At 63.9% G+C, this 20,636-nt stretch carries 20 protein-coding genes; 8 read left to right on the forward strand and 12 right to left on the reverse strand.

Annotated features, from left to right (window positions below; genetic code table 11):
• Positions 1-46: 46 nt before the first annotated feature.
• Entirely contained in the window at positions 47-1,576 is a 1,530-nt protein-coding gene (locus ACFE70_RS00670; protein ID WP_375415770.1) for a diadenylate cyclase, read from the forward strand.
• A 601-nt stretch (positions 1,577-2,177) separates the two neighbouring features.
• On the opposite strand, the gene ACFE70_RS00675 is transcribed toward ACFE70_RS00670, so the two are convergent.
• The 9 genes from ACFE70_RS00675 to ACFE70_RS00715 form a co-directional block, all read right to left on the reverse strand.
• Positions 2,178-2,483 (reverse strand): hypothetical protein, encoded by a 306-nt coding sequence (locus ACFE70_RS00675; protein ID WP_375415771.1) that lies wholly within the window; start codon positions 2,481-2,483, stop codon positions 2,178-2,180.
• Between the two features lie 106 nt (positions 2,484-2,589).
• Positions 2,590-3,093: a PaaI family thioesterase gene (locus tag ACFE70_RS00680; RefSeq protein WP_375415772.1), complete on the reverse strand. Its 504-nt coding sequence runs from the start codon at positions 3,091-3,093 to the stop codon at positions 2,590-2,592.
• A gap of 50 nt (positions 3,094-3,143) precedes the next feature.
• Positions 3,144-5,144, reverse strand: a complete 2,001-nt coding sequence (locus ACFE70_RS00685) for a DUF3857 domain-containing protein (RefSeq protein WP_375415773.1) — start codon at positions 5,142-5,144, stop codon at positions 3,144-3,146.
• Positions 5,145-5,368: 224 nt separating this feature from the next.
• Positions 5,369-7,303, reverse strand: coding sequence for a DUF3857 domain-containing protein (locus ACFE70_RS00690; protein ID WP_375415774.1), 1,935 nt, complete (start codon positions 7,301-7,303; stop codon positions 5,369-5,371).
• Between the two features lie 113 nt (positions 7,304-7,416).
• A complete protein-coding gene (locus ACFE70_RS00695) occupies positions 7,417-7,857 on the reverse strand; it encodes a hypothetical protein (RefSeq protein WP_375415775.1) in 441 nt (146 codons plus the stop codon).
• Positions 7,858-8,124: 267 nt separating this feature from the next.
• The gene (locus tag ACFE70_RS00700; protein ID WP_375415776.1) at positions 8,125-8,580 is read right to left on the reverse strand and encodes a PPC domain-containing DNA-binding protein; all 456 of its coding nucleotides are present in this window, start codon (positions 8,578-8,580) and stop codon (positions 8,125-8,127) included.
• Between the two features lie 137 nt (positions 8,581-8,717).
• A complete protein-coding gene (locus tag ACFE70_RS00705) occupies positions 8,718-9,875 on the reverse strand; it encodes a hypothetical protein (RefSeq protein WP_375415777.1) in 1,158 nt (385 codons plus the stop codon).
• A 122-nt stretch (positions 9,876-9,997) separates the two neighbouring features.
• Positions 9,998-10,762, reverse strand: coding sequence for a hypothetical protein (locus tag ACFE70_RS00710; protein WP_375415778.1), 765 nt, complete (start codon positions 10,760-10,762; stop codon positions 9,998-10,000).
• A gap of 192 nt (positions 10,763-10,954) precedes the next feature.
• On the reverse strand, positions 10,955-11,533 hold the full coding sequence (locus tag ACFE70_RS00715; protein ID WP_375415779.1) for an RNA polymerase sigma factor: 579 nt from the start codon (positions 11,531-11,533) through the stop codon (positions 10,955-10,957).
• A 196-nt stretch (positions 11,534-11,729) separates the two neighbouring features.
• On the opposite strand from ACFE70_RS00715, the gene ACFE70_RS00720 reads away from it, so the two are divergent.
• The 6 genes from ACFE70_RS00720 (at position 11,730) to ACFE70_RS00745 (ending at position 16,819) form a co-directional block, all read left to right on the forward strand.
• Positions 11,730-12,800: an NAD-dependent epimerase/dehydratase family protein gene (locus tag ACFE70_RS00720; RefSeq protein ID WP_375415780.1), complete on the forward strand. Its 1,071-nt coding sequence runs from the start codon at positions 11,730-11,732 to the stop codon at positions 12,798-12,800.
• A gap of 21 nt (positions 12,801-12,821) precedes the next feature.
• The gene (locus ACFE70_RS00725; RefSeq protein ID WP_375415781.1) at positions 12,822-13,901 is read left to right on the forward strand and encodes an NAD-dependent epimerase/dehydratase family protein; all 1,080 of its coding nucleotides are present in this window, start codon (positions 12,822-12,824) and stop codon (positions 13,899-13,901) included.
• 54 nt (positions 13,902-13,955) lie between these two features.
• Positions 13,956-14,723 (forward strand): glycosyltransferase family 2 protein, encoded by a 768-nt coding sequence (locus ACFE70_RS00730; RefSeq protein WP_375415939.1) that lies wholly within the window; start codon positions 13,956-13,958, stop codon positions 14,721-14,723.
• 2 nt (positions 14,724-14,725) lie between these two features.
• The gene (locus tag ACFE70_RS00735; protein ID WP_375415782.1) at positions 14,726-16,171 is read left to right on the forward strand and encodes a hypothetical protein; all 1,446 of its coding nucleotides are present in this window, start codon (positions 14,726-14,728) and stop codon (positions 16,169-16,171) included.
• A gap of 148 nt (positions 16,172-16,319) precedes the next feature.
• The gene (locus ACFE70_RS00740) at positions 16,320-16,523 is read left to right on the forward strand and encodes a hypothetical protein (RefSeq protein WP_375415783.1); all 204 of its coding nucleotides are present in this window, start codon (positions 16,320-16,322) and stop codon (positions 16,521-16,523) included.
• Positions 16,524-16,528: 5 nt separating this feature from the next.
• A complete protein-coding gene (locus ACFE70_RS00745; RefSeq protein WP_375415784.1) occupies positions 16,529-16,819 on the forward strand; it encodes a type II toxin-antitoxin system RelE/ParE family toxin in 291 nt (96 codons plus the stop codon).
• Positions 16,820-16,897: 78 nt separating this feature from the next.
• On the opposite strand, the gene ACFE70_RS00750 is transcribed toward ACFE70_RS00745, so the two are convergent.
• From ACFE70_RS00750 to ACFE70_RS00760, 3 genes are all read right to left on the reverse strand, one after another.
• A complete protein-coding gene (locus tag ACFE70_RS00750) occupies positions 16,898-18,502 on the reverse strand; it encodes an aldehyde dehydrogenase family protein (protein ID WP_375415785.1) in 1,605 nt (534 codons plus the stop codon).
• A gap of 238 nt (positions 18,503-18,740) precedes the next feature.
• Positions 18,741-18,863: a hypothetical protein gene (locus ACFE70_RS00755; protein ID WP_375415786.1), complete on the reverse strand. Its 123-nt coding sequence runs from the start codon at positions 18,861-18,863 to the stop codon at positions 18,741-18,743.
• Positions 18,864-19,192: 329 nt separating this feature from the next.
• Positions 19,193-19,621: a hypothetical protein gene (locus tag ACFE70_RS00760; protein WP_375415787.1), complete on the reverse strand. Its 429-nt coding sequence runs from the start codon at positions 19,619-19,621 to the stop codon at positions 19,193-19,195.
• Positions 19,622-19,908: 287 nt separating this feature from the next.
• On the opposite strand from ACFE70_RS00760, the gene ACFE70_RS00765 reads away from it, so the two are divergent.
• Positions 19,909-20,607, forward strand: coding sequence for an MlaE family ABC transporter permease (locus ACFE70_RS00765; protein ID WP_375415788.1), 699 nt, complete (start codon positions 19,909-19,911; stop codon positions 20,605-20,607).
• Positions 20,608-20,636: the final 29 nt, after the last annotated feature.

A 20,636-nucleotide genomic window follows, 5' to 3' on the forward strand; every position in this document is an offset into this window, starting at 1 on the left:
GACTACCTATATCCCTACCCCCCTGCTGCTCGCCCAACCCCTCGCCGTGACCCCAACGCTGCTTCCCGCCCTGGCCACCATCTGGCCCCACCAGGCCCGCTACCGCAAAGCGGCCCAAACTGTCGCCGAGGGCCTTTTCAATGCCCTTGACGATGACCTGCGGCCCTACGTGCTGCTGCTGGCCCTGCCCGCTGCCGCGCGCCCCGAAGCCGACGCCGAGGGCCCGGCCATCATCCTGGAGCCGGCCGACGCTGAGCTGCCCACCGCCGCTTTCGTTGATGCCGTGGCGCGGGGCCGGGTCCAACAGAATACTGCCATCTCGCCCTACCCCGAGCGCGAAGACGTGAGCCCCGAAATGCTGCGCCGCAAGCACGAGGGCATCGGGCTGCGCACGGCCGTGCAGCAAACCCTGGACGAGCTGGACGGCCACGGCAATCACCAGCATTTTGCCAGCTGGGCCATGCGCATCGACGGCCATTTCGTGCTCACTATTCTGCGGGTGCGCCGCCGGCCGCTGCGCGCCTACCCCTCGCTGCGCCCCCACCGCTACTATACCGACGGCCGGCCGCTGGCGCCTTCGCTGCTGGTGGCGGCCATCTACCGCTTCAATGAGGAGTGCATGAAGCTGCTGACCGATGTCGAGCCCGGCGCCGGCCTGCTCACCCGCCCCCGCGATACCGACGAGTTGCTGCGCGGCGCGGGCAAGTCGCTCATGGACACGCCCGCCCAGGCCCTGGGCCTGGCGCCGGGGGCGGCGCGGCTCTTCGACACGCTCAACACCATCTCCTCGCTGCGCTACGAGGGCGCCGAGGGGGTAGGGAAACTGCTGCTGGCCCGCCGCGGCCACCCCAACCTGGAGGAGGTTTTCGCCCTGACCTGCCCCACCGACCTCGACGACTTCCGGGCCGTGCGTAAGCTGCTGGAAATGACCACGCCCGACGTGCACTTGCTCGGCGACGGCGACAAGGTGTACGCGCTGGGCCGGCAGATTGGCTCCTACGATGCGAGCCGCGAGGATTTGTTCGTTATCAACTTCATCACCCACTACGCCTGGGAATTCGGCCACGGCGCCCACGTGCTGCTGCGCGCCCACTACGGCCTGCCCGGTCTGCCGCGCACCCGCCTCAACAAGGCCCGTTTCCGCCGCGATTTGCGCCGCACCTTCGAGCTGCACGACCCGGCCAAGGTCGAGCGCCTCTGGGAAGTGGTGCTCGAAGCCAGCCGACAGGCCCACGGCACCATGCTCGTCATCACCACCGAGGCCCTGGCCGAGGCCGACCGCCTCAAGCTCCAGTGCACCCTGATTGAGCCCGTGCGCCTGACGTCGCTCATCACCCGCCTCGTCACCAGCATCGACGGGGCCGTGCTGCTCGACCCCGAAAGCTACTGCTACTCCATCGGCGTCATCCTCGATGGCCGCGCCAGCGGCCGGGGCAACGCCACGCGCGGCGCCCGCTACAACTCGGCCGTGCGCTACGTCGAAAGCTCGGCCTGGCCCTGCCTGGCCATCGTGGTGAGCGAAGATGGTCTGGTAGACGTGCTCTCGAAGGAGAACCTGGCCGAAGAAGCCACCTGAGGCTAGCTAGCAGGGGGTAGCCTGGGCGTCTCTTATAAGAGATGCAGATGAGATGTAGCGGGGAATACGTCTGACGTCAAACTGCGCCGGGAGGAGAGCAAAATCGGGACGTTAGGAAGTTTACAAAACTCATCCTCTTTATGAATTTTGTAAACTTTGAATGATAAACGAGTTTCTTAAACTCGCCCGGCGCTACGACAGCCCGCTCGGACTTGGCGCCGGAAAGCCGCTAGACGTTCAGTAAAAGGAGGGCTAAATCTTACGCCTCATTGCAAACTGACCGAATAGGAGTATCAGGGACAAGCCTATAACTATGTGTGGGATGAATGTCGGCCAAGCATCTGTGAAGTATATGGTGCCTATAATGGCTAAGGATAATCCAGTGGCCAGCAAAATAATCAGTGATAGTAGCCAGCTTGACCATGTTCTGATTTGAATTGACCATTTTAGGGTTTGATAAATCATCAGTAGACCTACGATTGTTGGCAACACAAACCAGATGAGTGTTTCTATTTTCATGCTATAGGATTGAAGGTAGCCCATTAGAATTGATACCCAACCCGATACTACTATTTGCGGACTCGTTCAAGAAAACGGTGGTTCAAGTGTCATTGGATGAGGTTGTTTTCTTTTCCATAATCTTAAAAATTGGCAGGAAAACGCTGAATGTTATTCCATAGACAATGAGGAACATCACGGCCTGCCCTGCCACTGCCCAGAACTTTCCACCGCCATATCCAAGCGCAAACCCCAGAAAGTAACCAGGCGTAAAAAAAGTATCAAATCCCTCGCCCAGGGGGAAAATTCCATTGCCTCCGATTAGATTCAACAACTGAATTGTCCCAGTACCGATGTACAGGACTGCTACGATTAGAGAAACAACCTTTGCCTGTTGAACAGAGCTCATTGATAGCGATTATACTTAGAAAAAGGGTAACCTGAACCCACTAACGAGTATGCTATATAATACTTTTCACTGGTAACACCCGTTCGCCTAAACGGTGGTCTAATATCTACTTCCGCGCCCGAAACGACCACGTCACCCGAAACACGGCCACGGGGTCGCCGGCCTCGTCGAGGCCGGTGCTCGTAGCCACTACGGTACGGCCCTCGCCGGTGGCGCGGCTCTCGGCAATGGCTTGGGCAATGCGCGGTCCATCTTCGCAGGTGAAGGCAATCAGGCCGGTGGCTTTCTTGGTGAAATCGGCGTCCAGGTGCGTGACCAGCATCGAAACCGGCGAGCCGCTGCTCACGTGCATCATCGCCTGAATGCCGCTGGCCAGCTCGGCGGCCATGCCCAGGCAGGCAAAGTAGATGCTGCGAAATGGGTTCTGGGTCAGAAACTTATAGCGGATCGTAACCGTGGCCGCCTCGGGCGTGAGCCGGGTCAGGCGCAGGCCCGCCAGCCAGGCCATCGGCAGCTGCCGCAGCAGAAACAGGCGCAGGTTGCGCGGCTGGAGCACGCGGGCGCGGAAGGCCGCCGCCTTGGGTGTGTCGAGGGGGGGTAGGGAATCCATCCGGTAAAAGTAGCCGCGGGCCGCAGTGGTCCGGCCCGCGGCGCAGTTTCCTACCCCCTCTTTTCCAGCACGAGCACCACTTTGTTGAAGTTCGCCGCCGCATTCACCACGGCGCGGAAGGCCTCGAAGTCCGCCTTGGGCCAGCGCACCTGGCGGTAGTTTTCGCTGATGGTGACCGTGACCTGCTGGCCCTGCTGGGCGTAGCTGGCGCGGAAGTCGAACGCGGGCTGCGTGGCGTCGGCGGCGCCGGGCGCGGTTTTCACGTCCACGTTCAAGTCCTGCAAGTTGCGCACCGAGTAGCCCGCCGGCAGCTCGAAGCGGATGACGCGGTGGTAGCTGCGGTTGTGGGCATTCTCGACGTCAAACTGCCGGGCTTCCTGCTGGTACAGCTCGGTCTGGGGGCCGAGCAGGGTGCCGATTTTAAACAGGTAGCGCGGACCGGCCTTGTCGAGCAGGGCGGCCGATTCGAGCTGGCCCTCCACGACGAAAGGGTCGGTGAGCGGGTTGACGCCGCGCTCGGTGCCGCGCACGGTTAGCTTCTGGAAGTTAGTGGCATCGGGTACCACGCCCTTCTGCATTTCCTGCATCACTTCGAGGCGCTTGGCGTCGGGAATTTGCGACCAAAAAGGTTGAATGACGGTGGCCGCGTAGCCGCCCAGGCTCTGGCGCAGCTGCACGGTGCTGCGGCTTAAGTCGGGGGCGAAGGCCACGCTGATGTCGAGGTCCTGCGGGCTTTGCTCGGCGGTGAGGGTAGGAACTTCGCGCACCGTGCCGATGGCCGACTCGGTGCTGCCGAGCTGCACGCTCTTCACAAACAAGGCGGGCGTGGCGGTCCACTCGGCCGGCAGCATCCCGGCGCGGTAGTCGGGCCGGCCGGGTGCCACGTACTGGCCCGTGGCCGGGAAATAGAGCGCAAACCGGTTCAGATAGGCCCAAGAGTCAAACCCCGCATCGAGCGGCACCTCGTCGCGGGGCGAGGTCACGACCAGCTCCGGCACCGCGCCAAGCTTGCGCGAAAGGGCCGTGAGCAGGCGGCAGAAGCCCACTTCCGAGGCGTTGCGCGTGGCCAGCACCCGGCCCAGGTCGTTGCTGGCATTGTCATCGAGGTTGAAGGTGAGCTTGACGTAGTTTTCCAGCGCCGCGATGCGCGCCGGCAGCGGGCCGCCGCCGGGCACCTTGGCCGCGGCCAGGATTCTGTCTACCGCCCTGGTTTCGTCCTTGCTGAGCGCCGTCATGCTGCGGTAGGTGAACTGGCTGGCATCGGCGAAGGTGAACTGCCGCACCTGCCCGCGGTTGCGCATGTAGGCCAGCTTGTACTCGATGCGCAGCTGCTGAGGCTTGAGGTGGGCAAAGGCTTCTTCGCGCAGGCCCGCCACGGTGGGCAGGCTCAGCCGCAGGATGCGCCGGCCCCGGACGGTGGTGTCAATCAGCGCCTGTGGGCCGTGGTAGGTGCGGGCCTCGAAGGTGAGCCCATCGGGGGCAATCAGCTCAAAGGTGACGTTGCGGGCGGGCGTCTCGGCTTGCAGCACCTCGCGCCCGAAGTGGTTGAAGGGCTTCTCGCGGGTGTAGTAGTACTCCACTTCGCTGCCCTTTTCCACGCCGTCCACGGCCAGGACCCGAAAGCCGCGGGTGCCATTCTCATCCTTCAACTCCTTCATGTCGGCCGCCCGCACCTCGCGCACCTCGCCGCGCGGGCTGATGGTGCGCGCTTTCACTTCCACGTTGCCGCCCGATTCCAGCACCGGCACCACAATCTTATTGTAGCGCTCAATGCCCTCCGATGTGTTCACGCGCACAATCCGGTGCTCCGTGGCGAAGAGGCGCAAATCCTTTTTACCGGCCGGGTCGAGGTAGTATTCCAGGCTGGTGAAGTCCTTGAGAATGAGCGCCGGCAGCTCGGCCTCGGCTGCCGACACGGGCAGGCGCTGGCGCCGCTGGGCGTCCCAGCGGTAGCCCGCGTGCACTAGGCCCGGCGGGATGGTTTGGGCGCGCAGGCTCAGCGTCAGGCCCAGCAGCATTGCCGTGAAAAGGGGGGGTAGGAATAATCTCATGTATAGCTAACTAATGTTCGACACTTAATTTTAAATGACGGTCATGCTGAGCGTAAGCGAAGCACCTCGCTTGCGGCAGTAATTAATCAAAAAGGCCGTCATGCTGAGCTTGCCGAAGCATCTCGCGTGGTGAGCTAATTCAATCGTTGTTACCGTGGATTACTTCCCCACGCGAGATGCTTCGGCAAGCTCAGCATGACGGCCTTTTTAGACTAAGTGTGCGCTTATTTCTTGCGCTTTAAAATCACGACTTCCCGGTAGGAATTGCCCAGCTGCCCGACCACCTTGTTCCAGGCGCCGAACTGCTGGGGCTTGAGCAGCAGGTAGTTCACGTACACCTCGCGGTCCTGCACGATGCGGTTGCCCTTTTGCTCGTAGCTCACCTTGAAGCCCAGCGCCTCGCCCTGGCTCTGAGCGGCGGGGGGCAGGTAGCTCACCTCGTAGCCGGCCGGAATGGCCAGCTCGGTGCGGGTGTGGTTGGTGTGGGCAAACTCGTTGTAGCGCGGCAGGCGGCGGGTGAGCGAGTCGAGGCGGTCAGTGGCGTAGGGCCGCTCCAGGCTCAGGTTCACGTACAGCTCGTCATCGACCTGCTGCACGTAGTCCTGCAGGCGGTAGTCGTAGGCGATGGTCAGGGGCCGGTCGCGGGCGTCGAGGTTGGTGATGGCGTATTTATCGACGAAAAATTTGTTGTTGCCGCGCTCCAGCAGCGCCTTTACATATTTCGGCTCGGCCACCCGGTCCAGCCCGTCGAGGCCGTAGCTCTGGTTGACTTTGGCGTAGCCGGAGAGTTGCAGCTGGCCCTGCCCGCGCAAAGCCGTGCCGTCCAAGGTCAGCACCGAGGCATCCACGGCCCCGCTGCGGCGGCGGTCCATTGCCGGGATGGGCACCACGCGGCAGTTCTGGCCATCCAGCGCCAGCAGGCCTTCCTTGCCCTGAATCATGCTGCTCGGCATCCCGTAGGGCGTGTGCTTGCTCGTCGCGTCGAGGAAAACGTACTCGCCCGGCTTCGGCTCGTAGGTCGCAATCATATGATTATCAACGCCGGGCGTGGCCAGCTCGGCGTATTTGTAGGGAATATCGCGCGTGCCAACCCAGGTCAGGTAGGCGTTCTTGACGCCGGCCAGGTGCAGCATCTCGTTGGTGAGGTTGGCCATGTCCTTGCAGTCGCCGTAGCGGCGGCCGTACACCAGACCTGCATCGTGCGGAATAAAGCCGCGCAGGCCCTGCTCGAAGGCGATGTAGCGCACGTGGTCCTGCACCCAGTAGTAGATGCGCTTGACTTTCTCGGCCTCAGTGGCGGCGCCGGCCACCAGCGAGTCGACCTGCTGCTTCAGGGCCGGGCTGGGCTGCCGGTCGATGCGGCGCACGAAGTCGGCGTACATGGCGTACAGCTCCGGTACGCCGGCTAGCAGCTTGCGCGCCTGCCCGGCCACGGCCGCTTCTTCGAGGTAGAAAACCAAGTGCGGCAGGTAGTAGCTAGCCTGCGGCGCGTCGGAGTCGCGCGGCGGCGAGGGCAGGTTGTCGACCGTCCAGCGGTGCACTATTTGGTCGCCTTTGGCCAGGGTGGTGTACTTCACCGGCGTGTTTTCGGCGTGGAAGGTCTTGTAGCCGATGCGCACGCCCTTGGGCGCGGTGATGGTCAGCTCGGCGTGGCGCACGGGCACGTAGGAGCCCAGGTAGAATGGCAGCACAAACCGCGCATCGACGTGGCGTACCAAGTAATCGGTGAGGGTGCGGGCCCCAGGGCCCACGGCCGGAAACGAGAAGCTGGTTGACCGCGAGTCATCGAAGAAAATGCCCGCCTGCATCTCAAACGTCTCCTTGAAGTCCGTCACTTTCACCGGCTTATACTTGTCGCCGCTGGGCACCAGCGTGCGGGCTTCCAGCTTTTGCAGGCGGCTGAAGTGGGAGCTGAAAACTTTATCATTGGCGTAGGCCACCGAGCCGGGCTCCAGGTGCAGCATGTCGGCGTGGTGGCGGGCCAGCACCTGCACCGAGTCGTGGATGATTTGCACCGTCAAATCCTGGCGCAGCTCCAGGTAAGCGGCTTTCTCCCCTGGAAACTGCTTTTGCAGCTCGGCCACCAGCTGGGTCGGGCTCTGGGCCTGGGCAAAGGGGCCAGCCAGCAGCGCGGCAAGGAGTAGGGTATAATTCACCATCAAATAGGGGGGTAGGGATTAGCGTTTAATGCAAGCGCGGGCGGTATTTCGCGCCGGGTTTCGCAGGGTCATTATCACGTTAGGGTCCCTGCGAAACCCGGCGCAAAAGCTACTTAGCACGATGATGGTCCACTATTTTCCGTCATATACTCCTGCTTCAGGAGCTTGCCGCCGGGCCAGAAGCTTTCGTGCCGGCCGCTGCGCAGGCTGCTGTCGGCGAAGCTGGCGCGCTCGAATACCTGGCCCGGGGTCTGGGGCTCGTCGGGATTCAGGGCCAGAGCGCGGCGGGCGGCGGCTATGGCTTGCTCGTGCTGGCTGGCGGCTCGCAGCGACAAAGCCAGCTCGCTCTGGGCCAGGGCATAGGTTGAGTCGCCGGGCAGCGCGGCCCCGTACTTGGCCGTGGCGCCGGCGTAATCGGCTTTGTCGTGCAGCGCGATGCCCTCGCGCACCAGCGGCATGGGCACGGGCCAGACGGGCGGCGTGAGCCGGGCCCGGCTACGCACGGGCGCCGCCGCGAGCAAGGCCAACGCGACCCCGTGAATTGTGCTATTCATAGAAATAAAGGGCGGCATCAAAGATGCCGCTCACGCTGATAATCTTCCTGTTACAATAATACGCACGGGTTGCCTTACTTAATACAGGCAATTAAAAACGAATAAACAGGTGCTTCGACCCGACAGCCTGGGTTGGGCCGCTTGGTTCCCGCCAGCGCTGTTAGCGCAGGTTAAAAATGGTGTTCTGCCGGCACGCACTGACGACGACCGGCCGGACGATTCGCGTCGTCGGGCCGGACTGCCCGGCGACGCGAGATTCCCTGCCCCCTAGCTTTTTTTGAACGGCGTAGCCGGCGCGGCCGGGCGCACCGTCAGCTCCTGATAGCCAAACGCGGGGTCGGTTTCGCGCCCGAACTCCAGGGCCGGCAGCTTGGCCAGCACCAGCTCGGCGGTGGTGTAGATGCGGCAGCCGTCGAGCAGATGGCCGCCCAGGGTGCGGCCGGTCGAGTCGGCCACCGCCAGGTGCAGGTGCGAGCCCGCCGTGCTGAGCGTGCCCACGAGCGAGACAATCTCGAAGTGGCCGCGGTAGGTGGTGGCGCCATCCTGATTGGCCAGACGCAGCGCCACCTCGGTGAGGCTGCCCACGCAGGTGAGCACCACGCCCGCCCGGAAGTGGTTGGCCTTTACAAAAGCCGTCAGCTCCTGCCTTAAATCCTGGCCGGGGCGCAGGCGCAGGGCGTAGGCATTGAGCAGAGAGGAGGGGGTAGGGATGGCGGCAGGCACGGGCAGATGAGCGGGATAATGTGAGCGCGGGCTTGGGTAACGGGCAACGCCAGCCGGCCCCGCCCGGCCGCAAACGGCGCGTCATAGCGCCGAAGATACCGGCCTGCTTAGAGACTAAATCCCTACCCCCCCCCCTGCTAGCGGCTGAAGCGCACCGTGCCGTGGCGCACCTTCACATTCACCTTGCCGGGAGCACGAGCCGGGCGGCGGGCGCGGGCCGTGGCCGGGCCGTAGACGCCCAGCACGTCGGAGCGGCGGGCGGTGCTTTCCTCGCTCAGCACCTGCACCAGGTGGCGGTCCACCAGCAGCTGGCCCTGCTCGGTGCGCACGTCGAACTCAAAGCCCGGCGCCTCGGCGAAGCCCAGGCGAATGGTGCTGAAGCCGCCGTCCAGCGTCACCTGCCGGAAGTCGGGACCGAAGCCGCGCACCTCGAAGTCGGGGCTGTAGAGCACGTCCATGTCCAGCTCCTGGCTCAGGTGCTCGACGCGAAAGCGCGAGTAGCCACTCTCGCCGCGCAGGCGCTGCACCTGGCCCAGGGCCACGTCGCCGTACTTGCTGTGGATGGTCAGCTCCTCGACGGTGCCGATGCTGATGTCGGAGTAGTTGTTGCGCAGGTCTACGCGGCGGCCCTCGTCGAGCTGCAGGCGGGCAAAGCGGGCGTCGAAGCTGGCCTGCCGGGCGTAGGCAATGGCGCAGTCGCCGTTGCTGATGCGCACTTGGTTCTGGGGGCCGTCGAGGCGGCTGGTGCGCAAGGTGCCGTAGTCCACGGCCAGGTCGGTGGGGCCGCGCAGGTCGCCGCTGATGCTCACTTCGCAGAAGGCGGCGGCCAGCCGCAGGCTGGTGGTGGCGGGCAGCCAGATGCGGTAGTTGACTTCGTAGCGGCGGCCGGCGCCGCTGCCCCCGCGCAAGGCCGGCCCGAACTGCGAGGCCACGGCCACGCCGCCCCCGGTGTGGGCATCGTAGTCCAGAAACTGCACCCCCAGCGCGTCGAGTACCTGCCGGGCGCCGGCCGGCGTTTCGGCGCGGCCCACCAGCTCGGCCTCCACCCGGATTTCGGCCTTGTTCCAAACCGTGAGCTGCACCTGGCCGTAGCGCGCATCCAAGGCCAGGGGCCTACCCCCCGTCGGCACGGCAAAGCGCCGCAGCACCGCCCGACGCTGCTCTACGCGCCAGCGGCAGCCGGCGGGCTGCTCATCCAGGCCCGGGTCGGGCTGAGGTATTGCCGGCACCAGCACAACCAGCCGCGGCGCATCAGCCCCGAGTAGGGAGCCCGCGGCCTGGTGTTGGTAAGCCACCACGGTTTGCGCCCTCAGCCTCCCACCACTCAGGCAACTCAGCAAAAGCAACAAACTCAGCAGGCCCGGCCCGAGACGGCGCCCAGCCGCCCTACCCCCCTCTGACAGGAAAAGGCGCTGCTTCACGGCTGCGAGCGGCTGTCGGCCAGGCTGACCATCGTGCCGCCGGGCAGGGCCGCTGGGTCGGGGGCGGTGGCGCGATGCTCCAGCTGCTGGTCGAGGATGTCGAGGCGAATTTGCAGGTTGCGGTTCATGGCCGTGAGCACCACTTCGGGCTGCGGGTGGTGGGGCAGCTCCTCCTTGAGCTGCTGATAGCTCGAGTCCAGCGAGGCCAGCTCGCGGGGCCAGTCGGTGCGCTCGGTGCGGGCGTCGAACCGCCGCAGCTCGGCCTGGCGGGCGCTGAGCTGGGCGGCGTAGTAGGTTTCCATGCCGCGCACGGCCACGGCCAGGCGCGGCTCGGCCGGCCCGAGGCGCTCGGTGGCCGCCAGCACGGCCGGCGCGGGGCCGAAGGCGACGACATCGGCGGGCGCCGCGCCGAGCGGCGCGTCAGTGGGCGCCATCGCGGCAACGGCGGCCGGGCGGTGCGCCTCGCTCAGCACCGCCGCCACCACGAGCGCGGCCAGGGCCGCCGCCACGCCGTAGCGGCGCCACGGGGCCGCACCCCGCGGGCGGGCCGATGCATTGGCCGTGGGCTTCTCGAAAACAACTGCTTCAGGAGCCGCAGCCGGGCTTGCTTCGGCCAGCAGCACCGGGCCCACGCCGGGACCGGGCTGGCCGAGCTGCTGCTCCAGCCGCGCCCACAGCTCGGGGCCGGGCTCGTGGGCGTCGAAGTCGGGCCGGTGCCGCTCGATAAAGGTTTCCAGCTGGGTTAGTTTCTCAGTAGACATGATAGGGTAGTAGTAAGTAGTAGGTGATAAGCTGGTAGGAGGGGGTAGGCGGAATAGGGATAAGTAGCGGGTAAGAGGTTGTGAATAGCGGATAGCGCTGTAGCCGTATGTACGTAGTCAAACTCAAAAAAGGAAGTTCTGGCCTCGCCAGCTTATTCCGCAGCTGCTCAATCGGCTTCCCTGCTGCCCCGCCTACGACAGGCCCCGCTGCCCGGCCAGCTCGCGCAGGCGCTGGCGGGCGCGGCTGTACTGCGACTTGGAGGTGGACTCCGAAATGCCCAGGATGCCGGCGATTTCGAGGTGGTCGTAGCCTTCGAGCAGATACAACGTGAGCACCACGCGGTAGCCGTCGGGCAGCTCCTGGATGCAGCGCCGCAGCACGTCGGCGCGGTAGTGCTGCTCGGTGGCTTCGTCGGGGTCAGCGGGACTCGGCGCGGCGTCGGCGTGGGTGTCGTGCTGCTCGGCCAGCGGCACCAGGGGCAGGCGGCGCTGGCGCAGGCAGTTGATGCTTTTGTTGACCACAATGCGCTTGAGCCAGGCCCCGAATGAGGACTCGGCCTTGTAGCTGGGCAGCTCCCGGAAGGCGCTCAAAAACGACTCCTGAAGCACGTCCTCGGCCTCGGCATAGTCGCCGGTGATGCGCAGGGCCGCGTTGAACATGGCCTTGCTGTAGCGCCGGTACAGCTCGGCCTGCGCTTGCCGGTCATGGAGGCGGCAGCGCTCGACGAGCGGGGCGTTGATGTCGACGTAGGCGGTGTGCAGGGCTTCCATGCAGAAGAGGGGGTAGGGAGGAGCGGCGGGCGTAAGGTAGGGCAAAGACCAGCGGGGGCCTGCCAGGGTTGCAGGAGCCAGCAGCCGGATTAGCGTTTCATTAGTGCCTCGCTGCGACAATTTATTTAGTAAAGCTCTACCATAAACTTTCCAGTTCTCCGCCTTTAACCTTAATTTTACAGCCTACTAATACTGCATGGCGGCCAATTCTATTCTTATCACGGGCGGGGCGGGCTTCGTGGGCTCGGCCCTGGCTTTGCGCCTCAAGCAGGCTTACCCCGACTGCCGCGTGCTGGCCCTCGACAACCTCAAGCGCCGCGGCTCGGAGCTGAACCTGCCGCGCCTGCGGGCCGGCGGCGTCGAGTTCGTGCACGGCGACATTCGCAACCAAGAAGACTTCGACGCCCTACCCCCCGTCGAGGCCGTTATCGAAGCCTCGGCCGAGCCCTCGGTGCTCGCCGGCCTGACCTCGGCACCCGACTACCTGATTAATACCAACCTGAGCGGCACGGTCAACTGCCTGAATTATGCCCGCCGGCACGACGCGGCCTTTATCTTTCTGTCCACGAGCCGAATTTATCCGATTAATCAGATTGATAAAATCCAAACCGAAGAGGCCGCAACGCGCTTTGAGATTAGCTCGGAGCAAATCTTAGCCGGCATCTCGGCGCGCGGCTTGGCCGAAGATTTTCCGCTCGAAGGCTACCGCTCGCTCTACGGCGCCACCAAGCTGTGCTCGGAGTACCTGATTCAGGAATACCACCATTTTTATAACCTGCGCACGGTCATCAACCGCTGCGGCGTGCTCACCGGGCCCTGGCAGATGGGCAAGGTGGACCAGGGCGTGGTGGTGCTGTGGGTGGCGCGCCACTTCTGGCAGCAGCCGCTGAGCTACGTCGGCTTCGGCGGCACCGGCAAGCAGGTGCGCGACGTGCTGCACGTCGATGACTTGTTTGATTTGATTGATTATCAGCTCGCTAATTTGGATAAAGTAAACGGCCGCACCCTCAACGTGGGCGGCGGCCGCGATATCAGCGTGAGCCTGCAAGAGTTAACGGCCGTGTGCCAGCGCGTGACGGGCCACACCGTGTCCATCAGCGCGCAGGCCGAAACCCGGCAAGCCGATATTCAGCTCTATTTAACTGATAATGCCCGAGTTACCCAGCTCACCGGCTGGCAGCCGCGCCGCCTGGTCGAGCAAATCGTGACCGATGTTTATAACTGGCTGCGCGAAAATGAAGCGCAGCTCAAACCTATCCTGGGCTAAGCCTGGCCCCTTAAACCTACTATGAAAGTTGCCCTTATCACCGGCGCCGGCGGCCTGATTGGCTCCGAAGCGGTGGAGTTCTTCGCTTCGAAATTCGATGTCGTGGTCGGCATTGACAACAACCTGCGCCAGTACTTCTTCGGCGAGCAGGCCTCCACCGACTGGAACCGCGCCCGCTTGCAGGAGCAGTTTGCCAACTACCGCCACTACGCGGTCGACATCCGCGACTTAGCGGCGCTGGAAGCCATCTTCCAAGAGTACGGCGCCGATTTGGCGTTGGTGGTGCACGCCGCGGCCCAGCCCAGCCACGACTGGGCCGCCCGCGAGCCGTTCACCGACTTCACCGTGAACGCCAACGGCACGCTCAACCTGCTGGAAATGACCCGCCAGCACGCTCCGGACGCGGTGTTCGTGTTCACCTCAACCAACAAAGTTTACGGCGACAACCCCAATTCCCTACCCCTCATCGAGCGGGAAACCCGCTGGGAAATTGACGAGAGCCACCCGTATTTTGAGCGCGGCATTGATGAGCAGATGAGCATCGACCACACCACGCACTCGCTCTTCGGCGCCTCCAAGGTGGCCGCCGACGTGCTGGTGCAGGAATACGGCCGCTATTTCAACATGAAGACGGCCGTTTTCCGCGGCGGCTGCCTCACCGGGCCGCGCCACTCCGGCGCCCAGCTCCACGGCTTTTTATCGTATTTGATGAAGTGCGCCCTGACCGGCGACCACTACACCGTGTTTGGCTACCAGGGCAAGCAGGTGCGCGACAACATCCACGCCTACGATTTGGTGAACATGTTCTGGCACTTCTACCAGCAGCCGCGCACCGGCGGGCAGGTCTACAATGCCGGTGGCAGCCGCTTCGCCAACTGCTCGATGCAGGAGGCCATCGTGCTGTGCGAGGAAATCACGGGTAATAAAATCAGCCACTCATACTCGGCGCAAAACCGCGTCGGCGACCACATCTGGTACGTGTCCGACGTGAGCCGCTTTCAGCAGCACTACCCCGGCTGGCGGTTCGAGTACGGCCTGACGGCCACGCTGACCCAGATTTTCGAGGAGCTGCGCCAGCGTCAGCCCGTGCCGGCCCTGTAACCGTAAGCGGACGAGCTGATGAGTTTCCCTACCCCCCCCCGCCCGCTTGAACCCCTGAAGCTGAGCGTCGTCATCCCGGCTTATAATGAGGAAGGCAGCATCGCCGAAACCTTGCGCACGCTCTACGCCGCGCTGCGGCAGGAGCAGATTGCGCACGAGATTGTGGTCACCAACGACAACTCCCGCGACCAGACTCTGGCCCGTTTGCAGGCGCTGGCCCTGGAAATTCCGACTCTCACCTACTACACCAACGCCGGCCCCAACGGCTTCGGCTACGCCGTGCGCTACGGCTTGGAGCGCTATACCGGCGACTGCGTGGCCGTGATGATGGCCGACCTCTCCGACGACCCCGCCGACCTGGTGCGCTACTACCGCAAAATGCAGCAGGAAGGCTACGACTGCGTGTTCGGCTCGCGCTGGAGCCGCGGCGGGCGCGTGGTGGACTATCCCGGCCCCAAGCGGCTGCTTAACCGGCTGGCCAACGCCATCATCCGCTTCAGCTTCGGCCTCAAATACGACGACTGCACCAACGCCTTCAAGCTCTACCGCCGCGAGACGATGGACGGCCTCAAGCCCTTTCTCTCGCCCCACTTCAACCTCACGCTGGAGTTGCCGCTCAAGGCTATCGTGCGCGGCTACAGCTACGCCGTGGTGCCCAACTCCTGGACCAACCGCAAGTACGGCGAGTCGAAGCTCAAAATCAAGGAGATGGGCAGCCGCTACTTCTTCATTATGATGTACTGCCTGATTGAGAAGTACTTCTCGCGGGGCGACTTCCGCAAGCAGCCCGCCGCGGCCGTCCCGGCCGAAGTCAGCCGCTAGCCATGCCGCCCACCCTTATCACGCAGCTGCGGCGCGGGCTGGCCGGCCGGCGCCTCTTCCTGGCTCTGCTGGGGCTGAACCTGCTGGTGTCGGCGCTGGTGTTCTTCGCCTTCCGAAACCAGGTCAGCGGCGACCACTACACTTACCTCGGCTACGCCGAGGGCCTGGCGCGGGGACGCTACTCGTACTGGTATTTCCTGCCCGAGTACGTGCCCGACACGTTTCGCAACCCCGGCTACCCTTTGTTTGTGCTGGCAGTGCGCACCCTCACCCAGAGCGTGCTGGCGCTGAAGCTCCTACAGCTGGTCCTGTATTTCGGCGCCGTGGCCCTGACCTTGGCGGCGCTGCGCCGGCTGAGCGCGCCCGGTTCCTGGCGGAGCTGCAACCTGTTTTTGCTGCTGCTGCTGCCCAACATTCAGGGCGCCTACTTTGCGGCCCTGGTGTTTCCGGAGGTGCTGGTGGGCTTTCTGCTGCTGCTCTACTTCCACGTGGCGTTGGTGCGCGCGCCGGGCAGTTGGGTGCGGGCCGCGCTGCTGGCCGGGCTGGCCGGGGCGCTGGTGCAGGTGCGGCCCATGTTCATCTTGTTTCCGCTGGCGCAGGTGGCCCTGGACTGGGGCTGGCAGCGGCGGGCGTTTCGGCGGGGGCCGGCGGGGGGCTTTCTGCTGCTCTTCGGCCTGACCCTGCTGCCCTACGCGGCCTGGAACTACCGCCACCACGGCACCTTCAAGGTCACTTCGCTCGAGGGCGGCGGCGGGGTGCTGCAAATCGGCTTCTGGGCCCTGCGGATGCCCGGCTACCACGAGCAGCGCTACTGGGGCAACACGATGGGCGACGAGCTGGTGCAGTTCGCGGCGCCAACCCAGGTGCCGGGCTACATCCGCGCCTTTAATCAGGAGTGGGACGAGATTGAGCGGCAGTGCGCCCCGCTGCTCACCCGCCGCGACTCAACCTACCTGCCCCGGATGCGCCAACGACCGGAGCTGTTCCCCACCTACAGCAGCGCCTACACCCGCCGCCGCGAGCAGCTGCTGGTGCGCTACACCCTGGCCCACATCCGGGCCGAGCCGGGCTACTTCCTCCAAACCCGCCTCTACACCCTGGTGCGCCTGTGGGTGACGGGCGTGCAGCGCCGCGACTGGGCTGCGGCCCCTACCCCCCTGGCCCGGCTCAAAGTGCTTTATCCATTTCTGAGCAGCGCGGCCACCTTTCTGCTGGCGCTGGTTTGCATTCCGTGGGCGCTGGCCCGGCGCGGGCTGGGGCGGGTGCCGGCCTTCGCGCTGGCGCTGGCCCTGGTCGTTTACTTCGGGGTGATGCACCTGCCATTCGCCATCCAGGCCCGCTACACCGTGCCGGCGCGACTGCTGCTGCTCTTCTGCGTGGCGCAGGCCATCAGCGCCCTGCTGGAGGTGCCGGCGGCGCGGGCAGCAGGAAAGCGGGTTAAAGCTTAGAAGCTATTTGAGTTGTTTCTTCTTTACGCAGTCGGCTCGGTGCAATGAAATTCTGTGTGATAAAAGGCGGGTTTCGCTAACGAGGGCAGGCACTGGGCAGAGGGTCGGAAATACAGCGTATCTTAGTTCGTCTCAACACTAAACTGGCATGACGAAAGAACAAATAATCGAAACCGTACGGCAGTTACCCGACGGTTTCGAGCTAGATGATTTATTTGAGCGACTACTACTTATCAGGCGCATTGAAGAGGGTATTCGCCAATCTGAGAGCGGCGAAACCGTTGGCGAAGCCGAAGCGCGAACCTATCTGAATCGCTGGCTGGTGGGCGCCGGTGCGGCGGTTAGCCGCTGAGGCTTATGCTGGTTCACTACACTACGCGCTTTATCCACGAGGCCGATGAACAAGCCGAGTACTTGGCGCAATACTCGCCGGTCCGCGCCGGGTTATTTATCGACAGCATTTTTCGACAGCTTGACTTACTTAAAGCTCATCCGCGCCTTGGACGAGTGGTGCCAGAGTTTACTGATGAAGCCATCCGTGAACTGCTATTTCGGCAATACCGACTGATTTATCGGCTGATTTCAGAAGACAGAATTGACGTGCTGACTATCCAGTCCGGGCTACGGCCCTTGCAAGGGCCTCTGTAAGAGGCCAAGAAAACAAACCGGCCCGCCTGAAGCTTCAGGCGAGCCGGTTTGTTTTCTTGACTCAAGCCACAGCTGGTGCTACACGTCAAACTTAATGCCCTGCGCCAGCGGCAGCTCTGTGGAGTAGTTAATGGTATTCGTCTGCCGGCGCATGTAGATTTTCCAGGCGTCGGAGCCGGACTCGCGGCCGCCGCCGGTTTCCTTCTCGCCACCGAAGGCGCCGCCGATTTCGGCCCCGCTCGTGCCGATGTTCACGTTGGCAATGCCGCAGTCCGAGCCCGTGGCGGCTAGGAAGGCTTCGGCCTCGCGCATATTCAGGGTGAAGATGCTGCTGCTCAGGCCCTGGCGCACGCCGTTTTGCAGGGCAATGGCCTCGTCCACGCCGCCGCTGTACTTAATCAGGTAGAGAATCGGGGCGAAAGTTTCCTCCTGCACGGTGGGGTAGGAATTCTCGGCCTCGACCAGCGCGGGCTGCACGTAGTGGCCGCCGTGCAGCTCGGCCGAGCTGACGACCTGCCCGCCGGTGAGCAGGCGCCCGCCCTCGGCCTGCACCCGTTGCAGCGCATCCTCAAAGCCGGCGACGGCCGCCGCATCGATGAGCGGGCCGACCAGCGTGCCGGCCTGCAAGGGGTGGCCGATGGGCAGCCTGGGGTAGGTGGTCAGCAGACGATTTTTGATTTCCTCATACACCTCGTCCTCAATAATGACGCGGCGCGTGGTGGTGCAGCGCTGCCCGGCCGTGCCCACCGCCCCGAACAAGATGGCGCGAATGGCCAAGTCCAGGTCGGCGTTTTTGGTGACGATGATGGCGTTGTTGCCGCCCAGCTCCAGCAGGGCGCGACCCAGGCGGGCGCCCACTACCTCGCCCACCTTGCGGCCCATGCGGGTGCTGCCCGTGGCCGACACCAGCGGCACGCGCGCGTCGGCGGCCAGCGCGGCGCCGATTTCGGCCTCGCCAAGCACGAGATTGAAGATGCCCTCGGGCAGGTCGTTGTCTTCGAGCACTTGGCGGATGATGTGCTGCACGGCCACGGCCGCCAGCGGCGTCTTCTCCGACGGCTTCCAGATACACACGTCGCCGCAAACGGCGGCTAGCATGGCGTTCCAGCTCCAGACCGCCACCGGGAAATTAAAGGCCGAAATGATGCCCACGATGCCCAGCGGCTGGTACTGCTCATACATGCGGTGCAGGGGCCGCTCCGAGTGCATGGTCAGACCGTGGAGCTGGCGCGAGAGGCCCACGGCAAAGTCGCAGATGTCAATCATCTCCTGCACTTCGCCCAGGCCCTCTTGCAGAATTTTGCCCATCTCGTAGCTCACCAGTTTGCCCAGGTTTTCCTTGTGGCGGCGCAGCTCGTTGCCAATCTGGCGCACAATGTCGCCGCGCCGGGGCGCCGGTACCAGCCGCCACTGAGCGAAGGCGGCCTGCGCGGTTTCCACCACCCGGTTGTAATCCTCGGTGGTGGCCAGCGCCACAGTCGCAATCGGCTGGCCATCAGCGGGCGAAACCACCGCGCGGACGCGGGCGTTATCCTGGCCCTGCCACTGCCGGCCAGTGCTGGTGGCGGGGTTGTGGGGCTGCACACCCAGCGCCCGCAGCACATCCTGGATGCCGTGGGGGTCGGCGTGCGGCTGCGCCACCGTTACGTCGGGCGCGGTGGCTTCTTCGAGGGCTTGCTTCATGGAAAGGGGGTAGGGAACGGGATAAGGGCGGGGTGGGAGCGGGCCAGCGGAAGTAGCGCCGGGCAAAATTAGCTTAAATCCGGTGCGGGCTGGCCACGAGCAGCTTAGCCAACCCAGCCGCTCTCCGATAACCTTGAGATACGGTCAGTTAGGTTGCCGTTGGTTTCCGTTAGTTGCCGTATATTTGCTGGCCAGCAAAAAGTAAGGGACCCGGCCTTGCGGCCCGGCCCCTTACCCACTACCGCTGGAGCAGGTAGGTCAGCAACGCTAGGCCAATAGCCTTGGCGGCGCCACTCATCAGCCCCAGCAGGACCGCCTCAGCAGCGGCCCGTAGTAGCTTCAACGCACGTTTCTTCACCATTTGAGGACAAGAAGAAAGGGTGCTTTACTCACCCACTTCTTGAAACCCCGGTTGTTCCTGCAACCGGGGTTTCGCCTTTTCAGGGGCCACCGTGTTGGCGGGAGACTACCGTACGCTTAGCTCAAAGATACGGGAGACAACTCAAATGCTAATGATATGAGCTTACATCTTACTCAAAAAATTAGCATATCGCCCTGACCTTGCCATAGTAGCCGTGGCAGCGCTCAGCTTTAGAAGCTGTTTAACCTAGGAGTTGAAGCGCCGAAACCGAGGTGAGGACGCGTTAATTTGCGTCTCCACCTCGGTTTCGGCCAACTTAAAACAGCTGTTTAGTCGTGCTTCTGCTGGTCGCGCAACCAGTTTAAGGCGGTAGGCTCGTCCTCGAAATAATTAGGAAACACTTCCTCGGCCGCGGCGGCCCGCAGGTGCTGGTCCATAGCCACATTTTCAATGGCCGGCCACTGGCCCGGCGTCACCACAAAGGCTACGAACACCGGCCCGCCCAGAGCAGGATACAGCTGGGGGTGCAGCACCTGGCGCGCCCAGCGCCGCAAGGCCGGCCCGGCAATAGGCCGCCGGCGCGCGTCAAGCAGCCAGTAGCGGCAGTTGGCGTAGCGCTGCGCGGCCGTCAGCAGCTCCAGCAGCGTGGCCTGCAACTCCTCATCGGCCAGCGGCTGAAGCCAGCAGGCCCGCAGCAGCTCGCGCTGCGCGTCGTAAGCTATGGTGAAGGTGTCGGTAGCAGAAACAAAAGCAGACATAGAAAGCAGCAAAGCCGAAGTGCGCGCTAACCAACTCTGCCCGAGGCCAGGCAAGTTCCCGGCGCCTGCCCCGCGCTGCGGGCGTAGGGTAGGGATTAAAGTAAAAGCGGGGGGTAGGCGTCAGCCTGGGTTGGTGGCGCTGCCCGAATGCCGCCCTTCGGCCGCCGGCCGCGCCAGTACCTTTGCGGCGCGGTCAGCCTGGCTACGGTCCTGGCGCTGCCTTTTTCAGCATTATGCGTTATTCCGGACCCCGACCCGTCAGCGCCTTCGGGCGTTTTTTACTGTTGATGCAAGCCATGCTGTGGCGCCCCGAGCGGCTGGCCGTGGTCTGGACCCGGACCTTCGAGGAGGCCGTGCTGCTGGGCGTCGATTCCATCTTCATCGTGAGCCTGGTGTCGGCCTTTATCGGGGCTGTGACCTGCGTGCAGATTGCCTATAACATGATTAGCCCGCTTATCCCGATGTCGACGGTGGGCTTCATGGTGCGGGAGATGACCATTCTGGAGCTGGCCCCCACCATCACCAGCATCGTGCTGGCGGGCAAGGTGGGCTCCAGCATCGCCGGCGGGCTGGGCACGATGCGCATCACCGAGCAGATTTCGGCCCTCGACGCGATGGGCATCAATTCGGCCTCGTACCTGGTGTTGCCGCGGGTGCTGGGCGCGCTGCTCACCTTCCCGCTGCTGGTGGTGCTGGCGATGGTGCTGGCCCTGGTGGGCGGCTACGTGGCCGGCGTGGTCTCGGGCAGCCTCACCGGCGCCGAGTACATCGAGGGCCTGCGCTACGCCTTCAAGCCCTACACGGTCTTTTTTGCTTTGGTGAAGTCAGTGGTGTTTGCCTTTCTGGTGGCGGCCATCTCGGCCTACAAAGGCTACACGATGAGCGGCGGCTCGCTGGAAGTGGGCGCGGCGAGCACGGCGGCCGTCACCAACTCCATTATCGCCATTCTGGTGGCTGATTACGTGCTGGCGCAAACGCTGCTGTAAGCCAATTTGTCATCCTGCGCAAGCTTCAG

Origin of the sequence: uncultured Hymenobacter sp. (assembly GCF_964243305.1) — a bacterium.
In the GTDB taxonomy this organism is placed as follows: domain Bacteria; phylum Bacteroidota; class Bacteroidia; order Cytophagales; family Hymenobacteraceae; genus Hymenobacter.